This is a genomic window from Streptomyces sp. NPDC043876, assembly GCF_056435825.1.
Genome location: NZ_JBWKDV010000012.1, coordinates 1 through 15,522, shown reverse-complemented (window position 1 = coordinate 15,522; position 15,522 = coordinate 1). Strand labels below are relative to the sequence as shown.

Genomic DNA, 15,522 nt, shown 5'->3' with positions numbered 1-15,522 from the left:
GACAACGCCGCGCGCAGCTGGTTTGCGGCGGTGACGGCGACGGCTGCGGCGGGTATCACCGCTACGGAGCGATGTCCTTCCAGCTGGCGGTCGGCAGGGTCGGCTGGTGCCAAGGACCACCGCCCCATGGTGTGCGCAGCGGCCGGAAAAGCCGCTGCGGATCTACGGCTGCCGTCCGGCCATGGCAGGTCCGTGAGGGGCGCCGTCGTCGTAGATGCCGCCAACGCCGGATTCCTGGGCCGGCAGATAGGGGCGCACCACGCGCATCGCCGCGGCGGTGAGGACCTCGGGGCTCCCCCCGCTCTGGTGGACACGGGTGAGCGCGGCCAGTAGCTCGCCGTGCAGGGCACCTGTGGTCCCGTCGGCCGGCTCGCTGACGAGGGTGAAGGCTGAGGTCGCGAACCGGTGGAGAGCGATCCGGGTGGTCGTGTTGACTGCGCCCGGCCGACGGTCGTGGACCACGAGGCACACCGCGCGGGCGACCCCGACCTCTACGACTTTCAGCCGGCGGTCCCGCGCGGCCATGGCCGGAGCGTGGTCCTGCCAGACCTGGCCGATGCGGACCCAGGTCTGGCCGATCAGGGCGGTGTCCATGAGGGTTGCTCTCCTTGTGGTCTGGGCCGGGCGAAAACTGGTGGGCAGGCGCGGGCCATCGTAGGCATGCCGGCCTGACGCCGGCGGGCTCCAGCCCGCTGAGCTGCAGCCGGTCCTGGGCGTGCTGGCGGTGCGCATGGCGCGGTCGTACGGGAGGCCTTACGGCTCACCTGGCAGCATGGGCCCGGGGCTGGGGAGGCTGCGCCCGATGGAGTGCTGAGTTCCCAGGGGATCTGGGGTCACGGGGTGAGACGGAGGATGAGGTGATTGCCGGGCGTGGGCGGGTCGGCCTCGGCGAGTTCGGTGAGGATGACGTCGAGACAGGGCATGGGGTAGCTGATCGCGGCGCTGGTGGATCCGTCGGCATAGCGGGTCAGGGCGTGCACTCCGCTCCAGCGGACCCGAGCCCCGAACTGGATAGCGGTGAGCACGACTTCGTCAGTTTTGCGCCGGTCGCGGCCGTGGAGGGTGCCGCGGACCACGTCGATCGCGGTCTGATGGAGCAGCCGGGGAAGGTCGCTGGCGTCGATCGGGGGCAGCGCGTGCTTGGCGGCTGTGTGGCGGCAGTCGGCCAGGATCGCGGGGAATCCGGGCGGGGTGAACAGGCCGCGGGCGACCCAGTCGGAGTCCTCGTGAAGGGTCAGGAGTTCGGTGCACTCGCGGTCGGGGGTCAGCGGGTCCTGCGCGCGCAGGCGGGCGCGGGCGCCGATGATGCAGATCTCGGTACGGGGGTGAATCGGTGTCTCCTTCGTGAAGGGCCGCAGCCACTCCGCGCGCAGGATGGCGCTTGGACGGACTGCGCGTACGGGCCGGGTCAGGCGGACGGGCTGGAGGACATGAGGCGGTAGCTCTGGGTGATCTGCACGACGGGGACGGGCCGGTCGAGCTTGCTCTCGATCTCCGTTTGGTGAGCGAGCGCCGCGTCGCGGGTGGTGGGTCGGCCGAAGCGAATCCACCCGCCGCTGCTCTGCTGGGCCTGGACCATCCATCGGTGCTCGTCGGGATACGGCCTGCTCTGGGTCATGGGTTTTCCTTTAGGAGTAGGTGCAGCGGTCGCCGGTGCGGACGCGGTCCGTCGGCGCTGGCGGGGCGTAAGCCGCCGGAGTGCGGATCAGCGGTCCGGGCGGCCAAGGACGGCCACGGTGGTCTTGTGGACGCAGGGGCCGCAGAGCCCGCAGCGGGGAACGCCCTCGTGGGCGAGGTCGACGCGGACGCTGAAGTCCTCCCGGCACAGCAGGCACGGCACGTGCGCGATCCGCGGTATGGAGACGGCGACGAGCGGGCTCTGCTGCGGAAGGGTGACTGGCTCGCCGAGTTCGGCGAGGGTCAGGACCAGCAGACCGGCGAAGGGGTGCTCGGCGGTGGCCGAGACGGTGAGGTCAGGGCCGTCGGGCAGGACACGGAAGACGTCGGCCGGGCGGAGGCGGGCTGCGGGGATGGTGTTCACGGTGCTCCTTGCGGGCAGGGGAAGGTGTAGGCCGGCTGGCTGCGTCATGGCGCGCGAAATGCCCCATTGCGCGTGGAAGCGGGCTACGGGTCGAAGACGACGATCAGCACGGCCGTGCCCAGCCAGGTCAGCAGGGCCGCTATGCCGGCGACGAGGAGCGCTGTGGAACCGCTGGCGGTGAACGCGTAGGTGAGGGCGCCGCTGGCGCCGCCGAGCACCAGTCCGGCGAGGAACAGCCTCATCCGGCGGCCACCGGGGCGGTGTCGTTGGGGGCGGGCACGTCGGCCGCTCGGAGCGCGTCAACGGTGGCGCACGGCCAGTTCGTGCCGCACTGGAGGCAGGATCCCTCGGCGAAGGGGCTGCCGTCCACCTCGCGGTGCAGGGCGCGCGCCGCCTTGATCGCGGCCGTGCGGGCACGGTCGAGCTTGCGCTGGGCGAAGGCCTCCCGTGCAGTCTGGTTGATCCCGTCGTGCAGGACTGTGACGGCATTGGAGAGCCAGGCGTGCTCGGCGTACAACTGCGCGAGCTGCTCGTCGGTGATGGCGGCGGCCGTCAGCCGGACCGGCGTCTCACCGGAGACCGGGCGCGGGGCGAGAGCGTCGAGGGCAGCGGCGGTCAGCGCCGCGACCCCGCCCCGGACGTCGTAGACCGGCGCCAGGGCGGCCATCAGGCGCGCTCGCAGCGCACCGCCGGTTTCGTCGGCAGTTGCGTCCTTGACGAGGCAGAAGGCACTTGTGTTGAAGCGACGGACGGCGATCCGCGCCTTGCGTCCGGCCATTCCCTGGAGGTCGTGGACCACGACGCACTCTGCGGTGTTGCTGTCCAGAGAGAGGATCTCCAGCTGGCGGTCCCGCGCGCTCATATCGGGGGCCATGTCGCGCCAGATCTGGCGTACTCGGACATCAGTCATGTGCGGGGTCTCCTCGGATACATGGCGGGCCGGGCGGTGGGGGCAAGAGACCGCCGTCCCGCGCCCGGTGGGGGTCGGGGGCGGGACGGCGGTGGTCGGCCGAGGGGGGCGGCCGGGGGTGCCGCTGCCCCGTAGAGAGGGGCTGGGCGCTTGCACAGGAACGCCCGTGCACAGTAATGGTACAGGATATTAGATCATGTGTCCACTCAACCATGCGGAATGATGGATCTGGTCGGTAGTCGCGGAGGCAGATCGTGGGCGGCGCGGCTTCGCTGGTGGGGATGCCGGGCTCGGACGCCGCCGCAGTTACCAACGGCCAGCCGTCAGCCAAGGGACCAGCCCCGGTGACGGGCTGGGCAGCCGCCGGAAGCGTGTGGCAGGCCCTCGCAGGCCCTGGCAGGCTGAGCGGGGGAACCTGGCCGCTGCTTGGGTAGTGCCGGCCTGGAGCAGCGGGCTGCAGGGGGCGCTGCTATTGCTGGTCGGCCGCGATCTCGAGCGCGTCGAGCGTTGGGTACTGCCAATGCGGCTTGCACGGATCCAAGCGGGTGCGGATGCCGCCGCGGCGGCCGATGCGCAGCAGATCGCTCAGCAGCGCACGAGTTTCGCTGCTGCGGGCGAGGGCGGAGGCTGCCTCGTCTGTCACGAAGACTAGCGGGAGGTCGCTCATCGCAGTGATCTCCTTCTCGTTCACTTCGGCTCGGCCGGCGACGGGGCCGGGGCTGTGACTCCCTCGTACTGAGGGAGCCGGGCCGACTCTATGTTGTAGCCGAAAACGTCCAGTTCGTGGGCAGGGTCTGGGTGGTAGTCCTCCCACCAGCCGATGCCGCCGTCGAGAAAGAACCCGAAGCACCCGTCGTTTCCGTCCTCGCCGAACCATTCCAGCTCCCAGTCGAAGTCGTGACCGCTGGCGAGGGCCGCACGACTCAGCCCCTGGACGATGCCGGAGATCACGTGGATCCGGTCGTCGTAGTCGATGTGGGCGGCGGCGATGTGGGAGGGCCGGCCCTGCGTGTCGGATACGGCGCCCGGCGCCGGAATCAGCAGGAGCTTCTGCGACTTGACGAGGTCTGCGAGACCAGCCGCGGAGAGCTCGGAAGGCGTGACGCGGAACGGTAGGCGGGATTCGAGAGACTCCCAGAGCGCGGCCAAAGGCAGCGGTGGAACGAAGGTAAGGCTGCCGGTGACGTGGTAGGTGACGCTCACGCAGAACTCCTTGGGGATGATTTTCGAAAGGGTGGCCGGCCCCGGGCGGGAGGGCCCGCCCAGGGGCTGCCGCGGTCAGGCGAGGCCGGCGGCCTTGAGCACCTGCCGGGAGACGAGGTACGCCCCGCTGCGGAGGATCGGGTTGCGGGTCTCGTCCTCCCAGGACAGGCGCTCGCCCAGGTAGCGGGGGTCGGACTTCTGCCGGGCGGTCAGGCTCGTCCCAGCAAGCTGTGAGACCAGCTCGTCAACATTCGCCTCCAGGAGGTGCGCGGCCGCGCGGGCGATGACAGCGAGCTGCTCGTCGACGTTCGCCGGGATGTTGGCGGGGGAGGTCTCGCTGCGCATGGTCTGCTCCGGGAAATCCGCGGGGGACGGCGTCTCCGCCCCGCTCCGACATTCATTAAGATACTCGCTACACATGAACATGTCCACCTATCCGTGCGGATTGGTGGTCCTGGCAGCCGCCATGCCAGCCGGAAGGTCAGCTGCGCGGAATTCGGTTGGCGCCGCGGCGGCCGGAGAGTGCGGGGCGCTCGGCGCCAACGGCGCACCCGGAACCGCGGCACAGCTGCCCGGGCTCGGCGTGCGAGAACGGCGTCATGGTCGACGCGTCGAGCAGCCCCGCCCGGCCGCAGCCCGCCCAGGGGCGGGAGTCGCCCCGCTGGGTGACCGCACGATGCACCCGGCGCGCGCAGTGTGCCCGCGCCGGGTGGGGTCTCAGCGGGTGTGGTGGGCCATGGGGTCCCAGTCGTCGCCATCCGTCGATGCGAAGTTTCCGCGACGGGGCTGGGAGGGGGCCATGTGGGGCCGGGTGGCCCGCTTCCTGCGGTCGGCGTACTGCTCGGCGTCGAAGTACTCGGGGCCCGGGGGGTGGGTATGCGTGCAGCGGGCCAGGGGGTCCCACTGGCAGCCGTCCTGAGGGTCGAAGTCCTGGGTGGTGTTGGTCATGAAGGCCTTTCAGGTGCGAGAGGGGGCGGCTTAACGAGGAGCTGTGGCGGCGAGGGTGTCGGCCGCGGGTACGGCTACGCCGTCTCGCGGTAGGCGGCCAGGGCGGCGAGCTGGACGCTGTGGTCGCAGGTGGTGCACTCCTTGCGGGGCTTACCGGAGTTGGTGCAGACGGCCATGTTCTTCGTCAGCGTCTTCTCCAGCCGTGCCACGCTGCGCGCGATCAGGGCGGCGAGGCGGTCGGTGCGTCCTTCCCGGGCCGCCCGGTGGTGTGCCTTGAGGGCGTCTTCGTAGAGGCTGATGCGGATGTTGACGGTGTCGGTGTCCTCCATGGCCCAGCCCTGGGGGGTGCGACCGAGGGGGGTGTAGACCACGGTGGTGATGTCGACGCTGTGGCGGGGGAAGCGGGTGAAGGTCTGCATGGGAAGGCTCCTCGGCGGGTGGCGTGCGGGGGGCGGCTGCGATTGGGCTCGGCGGTTGTGTGGCGGGCCCGCCCCGGGTTGTGCCCGGGGCGGGCCCCCGCCGTGTCAGGGGGAGGGGGACCCCAGGACGGCGATCTCGCCGAGGGCGGGGAAGTGGGGGCGGCCGTTGTCCATCCGGACAGTGAAGTAGCCGTCGGCGTGGGTGCCGGTGACGACTCCCTCGTCGCCGACGTACGCCTTCGACCCGAGCGACTCGATGTCGGTGGTGAGGCAGATGTGCCGTCCCTGGATGTTCATGCTGGCCTCCATTGCCTGTGGTGTGCCGCCCCCTCGCTGGCGACATTCATTAAGGTACAGGCAATCGGTAAAGATGTCCACTCATCCATGCGGAAACTCTGGCTCGGGTCCCACGCGGGAGTCAGCCCTCCGGGCCGGGAGGGCATCGAGGTGCTGGCTCCGCCGCCCGGTCAGCGGTTGCAGAGCCCGGTGTGGTCGGCAGGGTGGGGGCAGCCGTCGGCGCACTGGTGCCCGTGGCTGGCCTCCTCGGTACGCAGCCGGTCGTGGCAGGTGACGCAGAACGCGGGGCTGCCGGGCCAGTGCGCGGCGCGGGCGAGGAAGCCGGTCCCGCCGCAGCGTTGGCAGGCATCGCCAGCCAGGGGCGGCCAGGTGGTGCCGAGGTAGCTGTAGACGTCGTCAGCGTCCAGTCCCGACAGGCTGGTGTGCCCGCTTGCGATCAGCTCGGCGACCTTGCCGGCTGGGACGATCGTGTGGACCAGGCGCCAGTTGCCGACGCCGGCAACCGCGGTCAGGTGGGGTGTGCCGAGCACGGAGCGGGCCTCGGCGGCGGCCCTCATGCTGCCGGTGTAGACGACAGCGGCCTCGGACAGGCGCGGGGTGTAACGGCGACCGTCGGCGCACGTCCATGTTCCGCGCTCGTCCCGCCAAGGGTCGGAGGGGCTCGAGATGGTGGTCGCCCAGGAGGCGGCGATGCGCCGCATCACGGCTGCGGGGATGCCTGCGGCGCCGGAACGGCGTACGCCGTCGATGGTGAGGTCGTGGGTGATTCCCCATACGCGTCTGGCCTGCTGTCGTTCGGCGGGCGTGTACGGCTCCCGCCCGTAGGGGTGGAACGCGCGGGCGGTTTCCCAGTGGATGGCGGGCGTGCCGTCGGCGAGCTGGTCGAGCGCTGCGAGGGCCTGCGCGCTCTCGCAGCGCGTGAACAGGCGGGCGGCGTCGCGTTGGTCAAGGCCGAGGACCTCCCGGCCGACGTCGTCGACGAGCCGAGGGTCGTCCGGTTCCGCAGTGGCGGTGGTGACCAGCGCGCAGCGGTGGAGGGTGTGGCCGGTCAGGTGTGCGGCCCATGCGGCGATGTCCAAGGTGGTGCCGACGCCGGGATCGGTGCCGGCGGGGAGACGGTCTGCGGGGCCGCCAAGCCAGGTGTCCTGGTCGTAGCGGGTGGGGTTCTCGGCGATCTTGCCGAGGATGGCGCGGGCGAGCGCGGCGTTGGGCATGGGGTTGGGCCTTTCGGGGCGTAGCTCTCCAGGTGGGCGGGCGCCGGCATCAACCGGGTGGGGCGCTACCCGCGCTCGCGGCCGGTCCGCGCACGACGGATTGCGGGTCTCGGCGGGCCCGCCCCCGCGTTGGGGCGGACGCGGGCGTCAGGCCGTGAGCTGGCTCGGGTCGAGGTCCCAGGAGAGAAGGTGGTTGAGGGTGTGGAATTCGGCGCGGGCGGTGTGGGGTACGGCCTGGCCAAGGGGCGTGCCGGGGGTGAGGGTCAAGGACACCGTCATGGTGAACGGGGTGTCGGAGTCGGTGCGGGTGCCGAGGGGTTGTCTCCAGGTGGGGCGGGTTCACGGGGGGCGGCCCCGGCGATGGCCGGGGCCGCGTCGAGCGGCCGCTACTTCGGCGGCTGGTGCCGGGGGAGGCGGCCGTTGAGCTTGAGCTTGCGGCTGTCCTCGCAGGTGGGGCACTGGCCGTACGCGCCCGCGTAGTTGCGGCGCACAGTGCCTGCGACGGCGGGCTTGTCGGTGCCCTCGCACGCCGGCGGCTTGGGGGCTCCGACCGTCCACTCCAGAGGCGCGGACGGGTAGCAGACGGTGCACAGATGCGGACCGTGCTCGGCGACGGCATCGGCCTCGGTCCGGCCGGACATGTCGGGCAGCCATCCGATGTCGGTGGTGACGTGGCAGGTTTGGCAGTTGCGCGAGCTGTGGATGTGACCGCCGGAGGCGCGGACGCGGAAGAACCGGGGCCAGCCGCCGCGACGCTCAAACTCTGCGTCGATCAGGGCGGTCGGATCCTTCACCGATGCGTATGCTTCCCGGGCCTGGTCGAGCCGCTCCAGATCGGAGCGCAGCGAGTCCTGCTCCCAGCCGGGAAGCGCGGCGGCCGCGAACAGCGCGCGGGCCCTCTCCTCCGCCTCCCGGTCGCTCGTCGGCCACTCCCGTCGGCGCCCCGCGGACTGCTTTCGCTCCTTGAGCGCGTAGTGCAGATGGTCCAGGGCGCGCCTCGCCGCCGCCATCTGGTCCGCTTCGAACCTGTTCAGGGCGGCGGCCAGTTCGTCGATTTCCGGCGGGCACATGACGGTGAGCTGCTCGGCGGCCAGGGCGAGTGCCTCCGCGATCAGGGACTTCTCGGTGAGGGTGGGCATGGACGGTCCTTCCAGGAGAGGGGGCGCCGGCGGGGTCCCCGGCGCAGGGTGTCGGACTTTCAGTTCGCCGAGCCGGAAACGGCGGTGAGGGGTCGCCCCCGGGGCCGGGGCCCGGGCCTGTCAACGGGACTCAGCTCTGCGCGGGCATCGCCGACGTCGCGGCTTCCGGCGAGAGGGCCGGTGCGGAACTAGGGTCGTACACCTCGATCGTCGTGCCTCCGTTCGCGGCAACCCGCTCGCGCCAGGTGGTGATTGCCTCGCGCGAGGTTCCTGCGGGGAACCTGAGAGGTGCGAACAGGCCGCCATCCCGCAGCCAGTGAAGGAAGGCGACCGGCTCGGTGATCTGGTTCATTGCTGCTCCTCGTCCGTGCCTGCGGATGGGTCCGGCCTGGTGGTGAGGACTTCTTCGCCTCGACATGCATTAAGATACCAGACTGGATTGTTGATGTCCACTCATCCATGCAAACTAGGCGAGTGGGGTGATGTGGCGGAGGCGGGTGTCGGGGTTGGTCACCGGCTGCCAGTCGTCGCCGAGGTCAATGGTGTGTCTGCACTGCCGGCGGAGGTCTCCCACGTTGGCCTGCGCCTGGTCGGCGGCGAGTTACCCGTGGGTGTGGGTGCCGTGCCGTCCGTGGCGTGGTCGGTGCCGGTGGAGAGGGCGGGCCCGGGTTGATTGTGAGGGAGGCCGGCGGGGACTGCTGTTCAGGCCCAGCCCCACTCTTTGGCTCCCGGGCGTTCCATGCTGAGGACGGCGACGACTTTGCCGGCTTCGCGCGCGATCATCAGGCGAAGGTCGTTGTCGTCTTCGCGGGTTCGGAGGCAGACGCGCTCTAGTTCGTACCCTTGGAACGCCCACCAGCCAGCGATGCGGTATAGCTCCTCTTCGCTTACGTCAACAGAGGATACAGCGACGAAGCTGCCGCGCAATATGTGTCGAATGATCCTCATTATCGGCCTTTCCTGCGTGCGACGATCGTGGGCATCCGGAGGGTCCAGCTGTGCCGTGTGGCAGTCGGGGTGCAGGTCCATGTCCGGCACGTTCGGTGGGAACTGGCTGTCCGGCGCTCGGCCGGGGGCTGGCTGGCTGTGCCAGGCCGGGGGTTCGGGCGGGCCGTGCGGAGTGGCCCGGTTGCTCCCGTCTGCGGGCGGGTGGGCGGTCCGGTGTCGGGGGGTGTCCGATGGCCGGGTCGGGACCGGCTTGGCCCCGGGTCGCCGCCGGGTCCCCGCTCGGTTTGGGTGTGGGCTCCCTGGGGCCCCCGGGCGGGTCCCCGGGGGTTCACCGTTCGGGGGGTCAGGCGTTGCGGTTGAGCTGGAGGTTGTTGAGGAGGGGGTGGCCGTTGTGGGTGCGGTTGTTGGTGGTGACGGTGATGTTGGGGGCGGTGTAGCGGCCGGGGGTGTTGTAGCTGGCTTTGAGGTGGGCGGTGGCGGTGGCGACGGCGGTGCGGGTGGGGCCGCCGGTCCAGGTGACGGTGATGTCGTAGCGGGCGTCGGTGCGCTGGTTGCCGGTGCGGACGGAGAACTTGACGCCGGGGAAGGTCTCGCGCAGGAGGCGGCGCAGGTGGACGGCGACGAGCTTGGTGGGGATGTGGAGGGCGGCTTCCTGGAGCTCGTCCTCGGTGGGCAGGGGGGTGACGGAGGTGTGGCGGACGTCTATGAGGATGCGGGTGCCCGCCGCGTTGTACAGGGAGTAGCGGTTGGAGGCGTGCCCGCGGGCGACGCGGGCGATGCACCAGTCGCAGGTGCAGGGCTGGACGGTGTAGATGCCGTGGGCCTCGGTCTTGCTGCCGTGGTAGGTGACCTTGGTGCCGGGGTCCAGGCGCAGGCCGAGGTAGCGGGGGTTGTTGATGTCGGCCGCGTGGATGGTGGTGTGCTGCATTGTGTGCCCCCTGGTGTTGGTGATGCGGACCTCCCCGGCCCGACATGTATTAAGATACCCAACCTATGCCAGCATGTCCACCCATCCATGCGAAATTTTTAGCCGAGCTGTCCGGGTGTCGGAGCGCTGGGGTGTGCTGGCGGCCGCAGCGGGCGCCACTGTGGCCTCTTCGCCCGCCACGGGAGAGGGCGGTCCTGCGGGTGTGGCCGATCCGTGGTGGCGCGCCCGGCCCGGCGCCCGGCCCTGGCCGTGGTGCCGGGTCGGCGTGCGGAGTTCGGTGCGGCTTCGCCCCGCCGGGACGGGCCGGCCCGCAAGGGCGCCTGACCGGTGCGCCCATGGGCGGGGATGTCAGTACGACGGGCGACCGTGGTGTCCCGACACCGTCGGTCCCGCGGAACGGGCGCGGCCTTGCCGCCGGCGCGGACTGCTCGATGCTCTTGCCGAAGAGGAAACCGAGGGGGATGTACGTGAGCTCGTTGATGACGATGGCCGCCGCCAGCTGGTGGTTCCCGGTGGGCGTGGTGGCGGTCGCGATGGTGTCGTCGGTACGGCTCTACCGGGCGATCGCGAGGGATCTGTTCCGCGGGGGAGGCCGCTCGCGATGGGGGTTCAGTGCCCGCGAGGTGATCGGCGTGACGCTCCCGTTCCCGATGGGCATCGCGGTCCTGTACTTGCCCACAGCCACGCAGTACGTCCTGGAGCAGCAGCACCTGGCACTGGGCGGCCCGGGCCACGCTGTGGCGTACGTGCTCGCGGCGGTCACGGCCGTGGGGCTGCTCGTGGCCGCCACCCGGTCGGCGACTCACTGAAGGGGCCTGGGCCAGCTGAGGCCCAGGCGCAGATGGCTGGCCCTTCCCAGGTTCTTCGCGGACCCTGCGCCCCAGTCCCGTTCCCGGAGGTGGGGGCCGTTCGGCTCGCTCGGCCGATGCCGGGTGCTGTCGGGTTGGTGGCCGTGCCGGGGCGGGCGTGTTCGGCGGGGCGGTGGGTCAGGGGGTCTCGACGAAGGCGGCGGCGGCGCGGGCCCACCGGATGCGGCCGGCGTAGGCGTCCGGCTCGGCGGCGCATGAGAAGCAGGCGCGTTTGAATGCCTCGGCGCGCAGGCCGTCGAATCCGTACTGCGTGATGGCCGCTGTCCGAGCCTGCTGCGCCTCGTAGGGGACCACCAGGGCGCCGGTGTCGCGCATCGACAGGAAGAGGGCTAGGGCGGTGATGCTCATCTCGTTCATGGTGCCTCCTCCTGGCGGTGTGCTGGTTCAGCTCTCCCGTCGTGCCGGACGGCTGTCCCGCGCGGCGGCGGGGGCCGCGTCGCGCGGTGGCTCGGGGGTATGTCAGTCGTTGTCGGCGACGTGCGCGCAGCAGTCGCAGAGTGTGTCCTCGATCAGGAAGAAGTTCGTGACGGACTCGCCCTGCCGGTAGCCGTTCTCGACGTCGTCCCAGTTGGCGTAGTACGCGATCACGGTGTACTCGGTGACGGTGCACTCCTCCTCGTCCCGCCAGGTCCACTGGTATACGACGTGCTTGAAGCTCCAGATGACCCGGTCGCTCACCGTCATCTGCATCTCCTCCAGCGCGATGTTCCGCTCGTAGGAGTCGGCCTTGCCGTCCTTCAGCCACAGCATCACGGCCGTGTGGTTCTTCATGTTTCCCCCAGGGAAGTCGGTGTTTCGGACGTGAACCCGGCAGGACTCGAACCTGCTGCTGCATCCGTAGTGCGGCGCTCGGCGGGGACGTGTGTGGGATCGGGCCGCAGGTGTCCGGCCCTGCGTGGCGGCCCTGCCCCTTGTGGGCAGGGCCCGGACGGGGCTAGAGGGGAATGCGCGGGGACTGGGTGTCCAGGCGTGCCATGCGGCAGTCGGGGCACAGGTCCATGTCCTGCTCGGTCTCGTTTCCGCACGGCTCGCCCCAGCCGGGGCAGGTGCGGTTCGAGGTTGTCTGAAGGTCGGTCATGGTGTGCCCCCTGGTGTTGGTGGTGCGGACCTCCCCGGCCCGACACGTATTAAGATACCTGCTTTCCGTCTACGTGTCCACTCATCCATGCGAAATGCTCCGTCGGGTTGTCCGGGCGCCGGAGCGCTGAGATGCGCTCGCGGCCACTGCGGGCGCCGCGGTGGCCTCTTCGGCCCGTGCGGGGAGGTCGGTCCTATGGTGGTGTGCCCCGGGCCGGCCCGGCCTGACCTGGCGTCTGGCTCTCCGGTCTGTCGCGCGCGGGCGGGCGTGTGCGGTGCGGCGGGCAGCTTGCCGCGCCGAGGTGGTCGGCCGGGAGGGGGTTGTGCCCGTGCCGGCCGGAGACTTCGAGACCTGGGCGCCGCGGGCTGTCGAACAGGCCCGGGGCGGGCGGGTTTGGCTGCCGTCCGGCACGGGTGCCGGGCCCGCCCCGGTGGCGGGGTTACGGCTGCGGGTGGACGGTGATGCGGGTGCCGGGGCCGAGGGCTCGGGCGCCCGTGCTGAGCGCGGTCGCCATTTCGAGGAGGCGGGCGCAGTCGGTCCACCGGGTGTTGGCGGTGTAGCGGCGGCCCTGGCGGGGGATGGCCCGGCGACTGTCGAGGTGGGGGTAGCCCAGGTACAGCTCCCCGACGAGCTGGAGGCGGCCGTGGACGCCCCGGGTGGAGTGGAAGGGGAGGGAGAGGGTCGGGGTGGCCGTGTGCCAGCGCCGTTCCAGGTCCTCGCGTACTTCGGTCAGGGCGGCGGCGGGGTGCTCGGCGAGCGGGACGCGGGAGTAGACCTTGATGGCCTTGCGCTCCATCCGGCTGAGCTTGTCCCACAGGCCCCAACCGTCCTCGGTGAGTTCGTCGGAGTTCAGCAGGAGGTGTGCCGCCTGGTCCTCGGCGTGCGGCTGGAGGTAGCCCGCGATGAAGGCCTCGACCGCTTCCGGGGCGTCGGTGCGACGCAGCCAGAGTTCGTCGTGTCCGTCGACTGCGGTCCAGCCCTCGCCCTCCGGGCTCCAGCGGATGTCGGTGGCGTACGGCTGGGGAGGTGTGACCGTGATTCCGACGGCGTGCTGGCTGGTGCGTGCTGCGCGGAGGATCTGGCGGTAGAGGCTGCGTCGCATGTCCGGCTCCTGGTGTTGGTGGTGCGGACCTCCCCGGCCCGACATGCATTAAGTTACCTGACACTGCGATGAATGTCCACCCATCCATGCGAAATCTCGGCGTCCTGGTCGGCCGGCGCCCGTGGGGCGCCTGGTGGAGGCTGGTGTCGTGGTCCTGCCCCTGGTGGCGCGCGCCAGCCGGCGGGGCGGGTGCGGGTGGTCATGGTCGGGTCTCGCGGCTGGTGGCCGCAGGGGCGGGGCCGGGGGAGGTCGGCCCGGCCGCGGAGGCTGGCCCGGTGCCGGTTTCGTTGGGGAGTGCGGGCTGGGTGGTGAGGGGATAGGGGCGCAGGGTGAGCCAGTCGCACCCGCCGTGCGCGCGGAGCGATCCGTCCGGGCCGGGCTCGGCCGAGTCGATGCCGAAGGTGGCGTCGATCTCGCGCGCGCGGTCGAGGAAGTCGCCGGACGCGAGGCCGGGTTCGGTGTAGATGCCGAGCACCCGGCCGCCGGCGTGGTCCTCTCCCGTTTCCAGGAGCCAGACCAGCGGCTGATGCTCTGGGAACTGGGGATGCGCGGCGTACGGCGTCGGGTCGGTCAAAGAGGCCTCCAGGGGCAGGGGATGGGTCAGTTGTGGGGGGTGGCGGTGCGGGTGTTCATCACGTACCGGGCGGCGATCCAGCCGCTGAAGAGCGGGACGGTTCCGGCCTGTGCGCCGCGCCGGATGCGGGCGACGGCGGTGGGGTCCTTCTTGATGTGGGCGTGCATCGAGGTCGGGGCGAGCTGGGCCCGGACCTGGGAGGCGGGGGTGGCTTCGAGGTAGGCGAGGGCCTCGGCGACCAGGGCGAGCCGCTCGGCGCGGACCTGCTCGGGCGTGGGATGGGAAGCCGACACGGGGTCTCCTTCGGTGGGGCGGGGCGGTGTTGACGGGGGTGGGCGGCGCCGCAGCGCCCCACGGGGTCGCTGCGGCGGGTTGGTGTTGCGGGCCTGGGACGGGTTCAGCGGCCGGTGTCGCGGACCGTTTCGAGGACGTGGGTGAGGGCGGCGCCGAGCTGTTCCTGGCCGGGGGTCTGGCTGAGCAGGAGGACGTGGAAGGCGAGGGAGACGCCGTCGATGGCGGTTCCGGGGTTGGCTGCGGTGTAGCGGATGGCCAGGACGTAGGCGCAGACGGCGGTGACGAGGTGCTCGTCGTCGAACTCTGGCAGCAGCTCGTCGACGGGGCGGCCGCTCAGGTCGGCGCTGGGCTGGATGTGCCGGGCGATGAACAGAGCCTTGGCCTCCTGGCACTCGGCGGCGGTGAACGGGGCGGTGAACAGGTCGGGGGCGATGGTCATGGTGAGCTCCTTTGGTTGGGGGTCGGGGGCGGGTCCGGCGGGCGGCGTGCCTGGCACGGAGGCGGCCGTTACCTCCGGGGCTGGAGAGCGGTGTGGAGGCTGGAGTCGATGTCGTCGCCGAGGTCGCTGCGGGCCTGGAGTTCGGCGTCCGCGAGCGCGTCCCGGCGCGATCCGTCGATGCCGTGGTCGGTGACGTCGCGGCCCTGCTGCGCGGCGGAGGCGGTGTGGTCCAGGACGCTCTCCAGTGCGGCGCGCAGCTGTGCGGCGGTGGCGGTGGCGAGGAGCTGGCGGATGGTCTGCTGGCGCTGGACGGGGTTCATGGGTGCCTCCTTAGGCGGATTGGCCGGGGTAGCGGTGCTTTCGGGTTGGTGTTGGGGCTGTCAGCGGGTGTGTTCGGGGCAGGTGTAGAGGGGGATGTAGTGGTTGCTGTGTGCGGCCTTGATGAAGCGGTTGACGGTGCCGGGGTTCGCGCACTTGGGGTGGCCGAACTGCGAGGCGTATCCCGTCCGCTCGCCGGTCATGACGTTGGTGACGGTCACGCGGCGCCAGGTGGCGGAGCACGGTCCGTCGGTGTTGTGCGGGACGTTGGCCGGGTCGCGGGTGATCGTGGTCTCGGGCATGGCGGAGTGTCCTGTCCTGTCCGTACGGGCGGTGCGGGCGGGAGCGGTGGCGGGCGGCCTTGTGGCCGCCCGCCGGGGGTTACGCGTAGGCGTCGGTGGTGCAGTCGATGGAGCAGACCAGGCGTTCGAACCGCTCGCGCAGGACGGCGAGGGCGGGGCGGATGTGCTGGGCGGTGACGAAGGGGTTGATGCCGAAGTGGGTGTGCAGGATGCGGGCCATGTCGGCGAGCAGGACCGGGGCGAGGGTGTCGGGGGCCGCGTTGCGGCGGGCGGCGGCGATGGTCATGTCGGCGGCGTCCCGCAGCGTCTCGTTCTGGAGGGGCTGGAGGGGGAGGCGGGTCATGGTGGTCATCGCGGGGCTCCGTTCGGTCGTGCGGGGGAGGGGGCCGGGGGCGCTGCGCCCTCCCGACATTCATTAAGGTACCCGACTATCTCTGTCGTGTCCACTCATCCATGCGAATTGCTGTGCGCCGCCGAGCATCTCGGTGACGCCCCTCGC

General features: G+C 71.2%; 29 protein-coding genes. 1 reads left to right on the top strand and 28 read right to left on the bottom strand.

What is annotated here, in order from left to right; genetic code table 11:
• Positions 1 to 162: 162 nt before the first annotated feature.
• The 18 genes from AC0693_RS31160 to AC0693_RS31075 form a co-directional block, all read right to left on the bottom strand.
• Positions 163 to 594 (bottom strand): DUF6354 family protein, encoded by a 432-nt coding sequence (locus AC0693_RS31160; RefSeq protein WP_478803541.1) that lies wholly within the window; start codon positions 592 to 594, stop codon positions 163 to 165.
• Between the two features lie 239 nt (positions 595 to 833).
• Complete coding sequence (locus AC0693_RS31155) at positions 834 to 1,025, bottom strand: hypothetical protein (RefSeq protein ID WP_478803540.1); 192 nt, start codon at positions 1,023 to 1,025, stop codon at positions 834 to 836.
• Positions 1,026 to 1,408: 383 nt separating this feature from the next.
• Entirely contained in the window at positions 1,409 to 1,618 is a 210-nt protein-coding gene (locus AC0693_RS31150) for a hypothetical protein (RefSeq protein WP_478803539.1), read from the bottom strand.
• 87 nt (positions 1,619 to 1,705) lie between these two features.
• A complete protein-coding gene (locus AC0693_RS31145) occupies positions 1,706 to 2,041 on the bottom strand; it encodes a hypothetical protein (RefSeq protein WP_478803538.1) in 336 nt (111 codons plus the stop codon).
• A gap of 83 nt (positions 2,042 to 2,124) precedes the next feature.
• A complete protein-coding gene (locus tag AC0693_RS31140; protein ID WP_478803537.1) occupies positions 2,125 to 2,283 on the bottom strand; it encodes a hypothetical protein in 159 nt (52 codons plus the stop codon).
• Positions 2,280 to 2,951, bottom strand: coding sequence for a DUF6354 family protein (locus tag AC0693_RS31135; protein WP_478803536.1), 672 nt, complete (start codon positions 2,949 to 2,951; stop codon positions 2,280 to 2,282). The genes AC0693_RS31140 and AC0693_RS31135 overlap by 4 nt, the downstream gene beginning before the upstream one ends.
• A 469-nt stretch (positions 2,952 to 3,420) precedes the next feature.
• Complete coding sequence (locus AC0693_RS31130; protein ID WP_478803535.1) at positions 3,421 to 3,618, bottom strand: hypothetical protein; 198 nt, start codon at positions 3,616 to 3,618, stop codon at positions 3,421 to 3,423.
• Between the two features lie 20 nt (positions 3,619 to 3,638).
• Positions 3,639 to 4,154 (bottom strand): hypothetical protein, encoded by a 516-nt coding sequence (locus tag AC0693_RS31125; RefSeq protein WP_478803534.1) that lies wholly within the window; start codon positions 4,152 to 4,154, stop codon positions 3,639 to 3,641.
• Between the two features lie 75 nt (positions 4,155 to 4,229).
• Positions 4,230 to 4,499 (bottom strand): hypothetical protein, encoded by a 270-nt coding sequence (locus tag AC0693_RS31120; protein WP_478803533.1) that lies wholly within the window; start codon positions 4,497 to 4,499, stop codon positions 4,230 to 4,232.
• A 372-nt stretch (positions 4,500 to 4,871) separates the two neighbouring features.
• Positions 4,872 to 5,102, bottom strand: a complete 231-nt coding sequence (locus AC0693_RS31115; protein ID WP_478803532.1) for a hypothetical protein — start codon at positions 5,100 to 5,102, stop codon at positions 4,872 to 4,874.
• A gap of 74 nt (positions 5,103 to 5,176) precedes the next feature.
• A complete protein-coding gene (locus AC0693_RS31110) occupies positions 5,177 to 5,521 on the bottom strand; it encodes a hypothetical protein (protein WP_478803531.1) in 345 nt (114 codons plus the stop codon).
• A 105-nt stretch (positions 5,522 to 5,626) separates the two neighbouring features.
• Positions 5,627 to 5,818 carry a hypothetical protein gene (locus AC0693_RS31105; RefSeq protein ID WP_478803530.1) on the bottom strand — a complete coding sequence of 64 codons (192 nt, stop codon included), beginning with the start codon at positions 5,816 to 5,818 and terminating at the stop codon, positions 5,627 to 5,629.
• 170 nt (positions 5,819 to 5,988) lie between these two features.
• Complete coding sequence (locus AC0693_RS31100) at positions 5,989 to 7,032, bottom strand: hypothetical protein (RefSeq protein ID WP_478803529.1); 1,044 nt, start codon at positions 7,030 to 7,032, stop codon at positions 5,989 to 5,991.
• Positions 7,033 to 7,179: 147 nt separating this feature from the next.
• A complete protein-coding gene (locus AC0693_RS31095; protein WP_478803528.1) occupies positions 7,180 to 7,311 on the bottom strand; it encodes a hypothetical protein in 132 nt (43 codons plus the stop codon).
• Positions 7,312 to 7,418: 107 nt separating this feature from the next.
• Complete coding sequence (locus AC0693_RS31090) at positions 7,419 to 8,171, bottom strand: hypothetical protein (protein WP_478803527.1); 753 nt, start codon at positions 8,169 to 8,171, stop codon at positions 7,419 to 7,421.
• Between the two features lie 130 nt (positions 8,172 to 8,301).
• On the bottom strand, positions 8,302 to 8,523 hold the full coding sequence (locus AC0693_RS31085) for a hypothetical protein (protein WP_478803526.1): 222 nt from the start codon (positions 8,521 to 8,523) through the stop codon (positions 8,302 to 8,304).
• Between the two features lie 350 nt (positions 8,524 to 8,873).
• On the bottom strand, positions 8,874 to 9,200 hold the full coding sequence (locus tag AC0693_RS31080) for a hypothetical protein (RefSeq protein ID WP_478803525.1): 327 nt from the start codon (positions 9,198 to 9,200) through the stop codon (positions 8,874 to 8,876).
• Positions 9,201 to 9,462: 262 nt separating this feature from the next.
• Positions 9,463 to 10,047, bottom strand: a complete 585-nt coding sequence (locus AC0693_RS31075; RefSeq protein ID WP_478803524.1) for an LPD29 domain-containing protein — start codon at positions 10,045 to 10,047, stop codon at positions 9,463 to 9,465.
• 467 nt (positions 10,048 to 10,514) lie between these two features.
• Between AC0693_RS31075 and AC0693_RS31070 the strand changes: the two genes are divergently transcribed.
• Positions 10,515 to 10,856 carry a hypothetical protein gene (locus tag AC0693_RS31070; protein WP_478803523.1) on the top strand — a complete coding sequence of 114 codons (342 nt, stop codon included), beginning with the start codon at positions 10,515 to 10,517 and terminating at the stop codon, positions 10,854 to 10,856.
• Between the two features lie 177 nt (positions 10,857 to 11,033).
• On the opposite strand, the gene AC0693_RS31065 is transcribed toward AC0693_RS31070, so the two are convergent.
• The 10 genes from AC0693_RS31065 to AC0693_RS31020 all read right to left on the bottom strand — a co-directional run bounded on the left by AC0693_RS31065 (position 11,034) and on the right by AC0693_RS31020 (position 15,375).
• Positions 11,034 to 11,273: a hypothetical protein gene (locus AC0693_RS31065; protein ID WP_478803522.1), complete on the bottom strand. Its 240-nt coding sequence runs from the start codon at positions 11,271 to 11,273 to the stop codon at positions 11,034 to 11,036.
• A gap of 102 nt (positions 11,274 to 11,375) precedes the next feature.
• Positions 11,376 to 11,687, bottom strand: coding sequence for a hypothetical protein (locus AC0693_RS31060; protein ID WP_478803521.1), 312 nt, complete (start codon positions 11,685 to 11,687; stop codon positions 11,376 to 11,378).
• A 163-nt stretch (positions 11,688 to 11,850) separates the two neighbouring features.
• Complete coding sequence (locus tag AC0693_RS31055) at positions 11,851 to 11,994, bottom strand: hypothetical protein (RefSeq protein ID WP_478803520.1); 144 nt, start codon at positions 11,992 to 11,994, stop codon at positions 11,851 to 11,853.
• A gap of 439 nt (positions 11,995 to 12,433) precedes the next feature.
• Positions 12,434 to 13,096 (bottom strand): hypothetical protein, encoded by a 663-nt coding sequence (locus tag AC0693_RS31050; RefSeq protein ID WP_478803519.1) that lies wholly within the window; start codon positions 13,094 to 13,096, stop codon positions 12,434 to 12,436.
• A 199-nt stretch (positions 13,097 to 13,295) separates the two neighbouring features.
• On the bottom strand, positions 13,296 to 13,670 hold the full coding sequence (locus AC0693_RS31045; RefSeq protein WP_478803518.1) for a hypothetical protein: 375 nt from the start codon (positions 13,668 to 13,670) through the stop codon (positions 13,296 to 13,298).
• 26 nt (positions 13,671 to 13,696) lie between these two features.
• Positions 13,697 to 13,963: a hypothetical protein gene (locus AC0693_RS31040; protein ID WP_478803517.1), complete on the bottom strand. Its 267-nt coding sequence runs from the start codon at positions 13,961 to 13,963 to the stop codon at positions 13,697 to 13,699.
• A gap of 104 nt (positions 13,964 to 14,067) precedes the next feature.
• Positions 14,068 to 14,403, bottom strand: a complete 336-nt coding sequence (locus tag AC0693_RS31035) for a hypothetical protein (RefSeq protein ID WP_478803516.1) — start codon at positions 14,401 to 14,403, stop codon at positions 14,068 to 14,070.
• Between the two features lie 68 nt (positions 14,404 to 14,471).
• On the bottom strand, positions 14,472 to 14,723 hold the full coding sequence (locus AC0693_RS31030; RefSeq protein ID WP_478803515.1) for a hypothetical protein: 252 nt from the start codon (positions 14,721 to 14,723) through the stop codon (positions 14,472 to 14,474).
• A 60-nt stretch (positions 14,724 to 14,783) separates the two neighbouring features.
• Entirely contained in the window at positions 14,784 to 15,023 is a 240-nt protein-coding gene (locus tag AC0693_RS31025) for a hypothetical protein (protein WP_478803514.1), read from the bottom strand.
• A gap of 79 nt (positions 15,024 to 15,102) precedes the next feature.
• Positions 15,103 to 15,375: a hypothetical protein gene (locus AC0693_RS31020; RefSeq protein ID WP_478803513.1), complete on the bottom strand. Its 273-nt coding sequence runs from the start codon at positions 15,373 to 15,375 to the stop codon at positions 15,103 to 15,105.
• Positions 15,376 to 15,522: the final 147 nt, after the last annotated feature.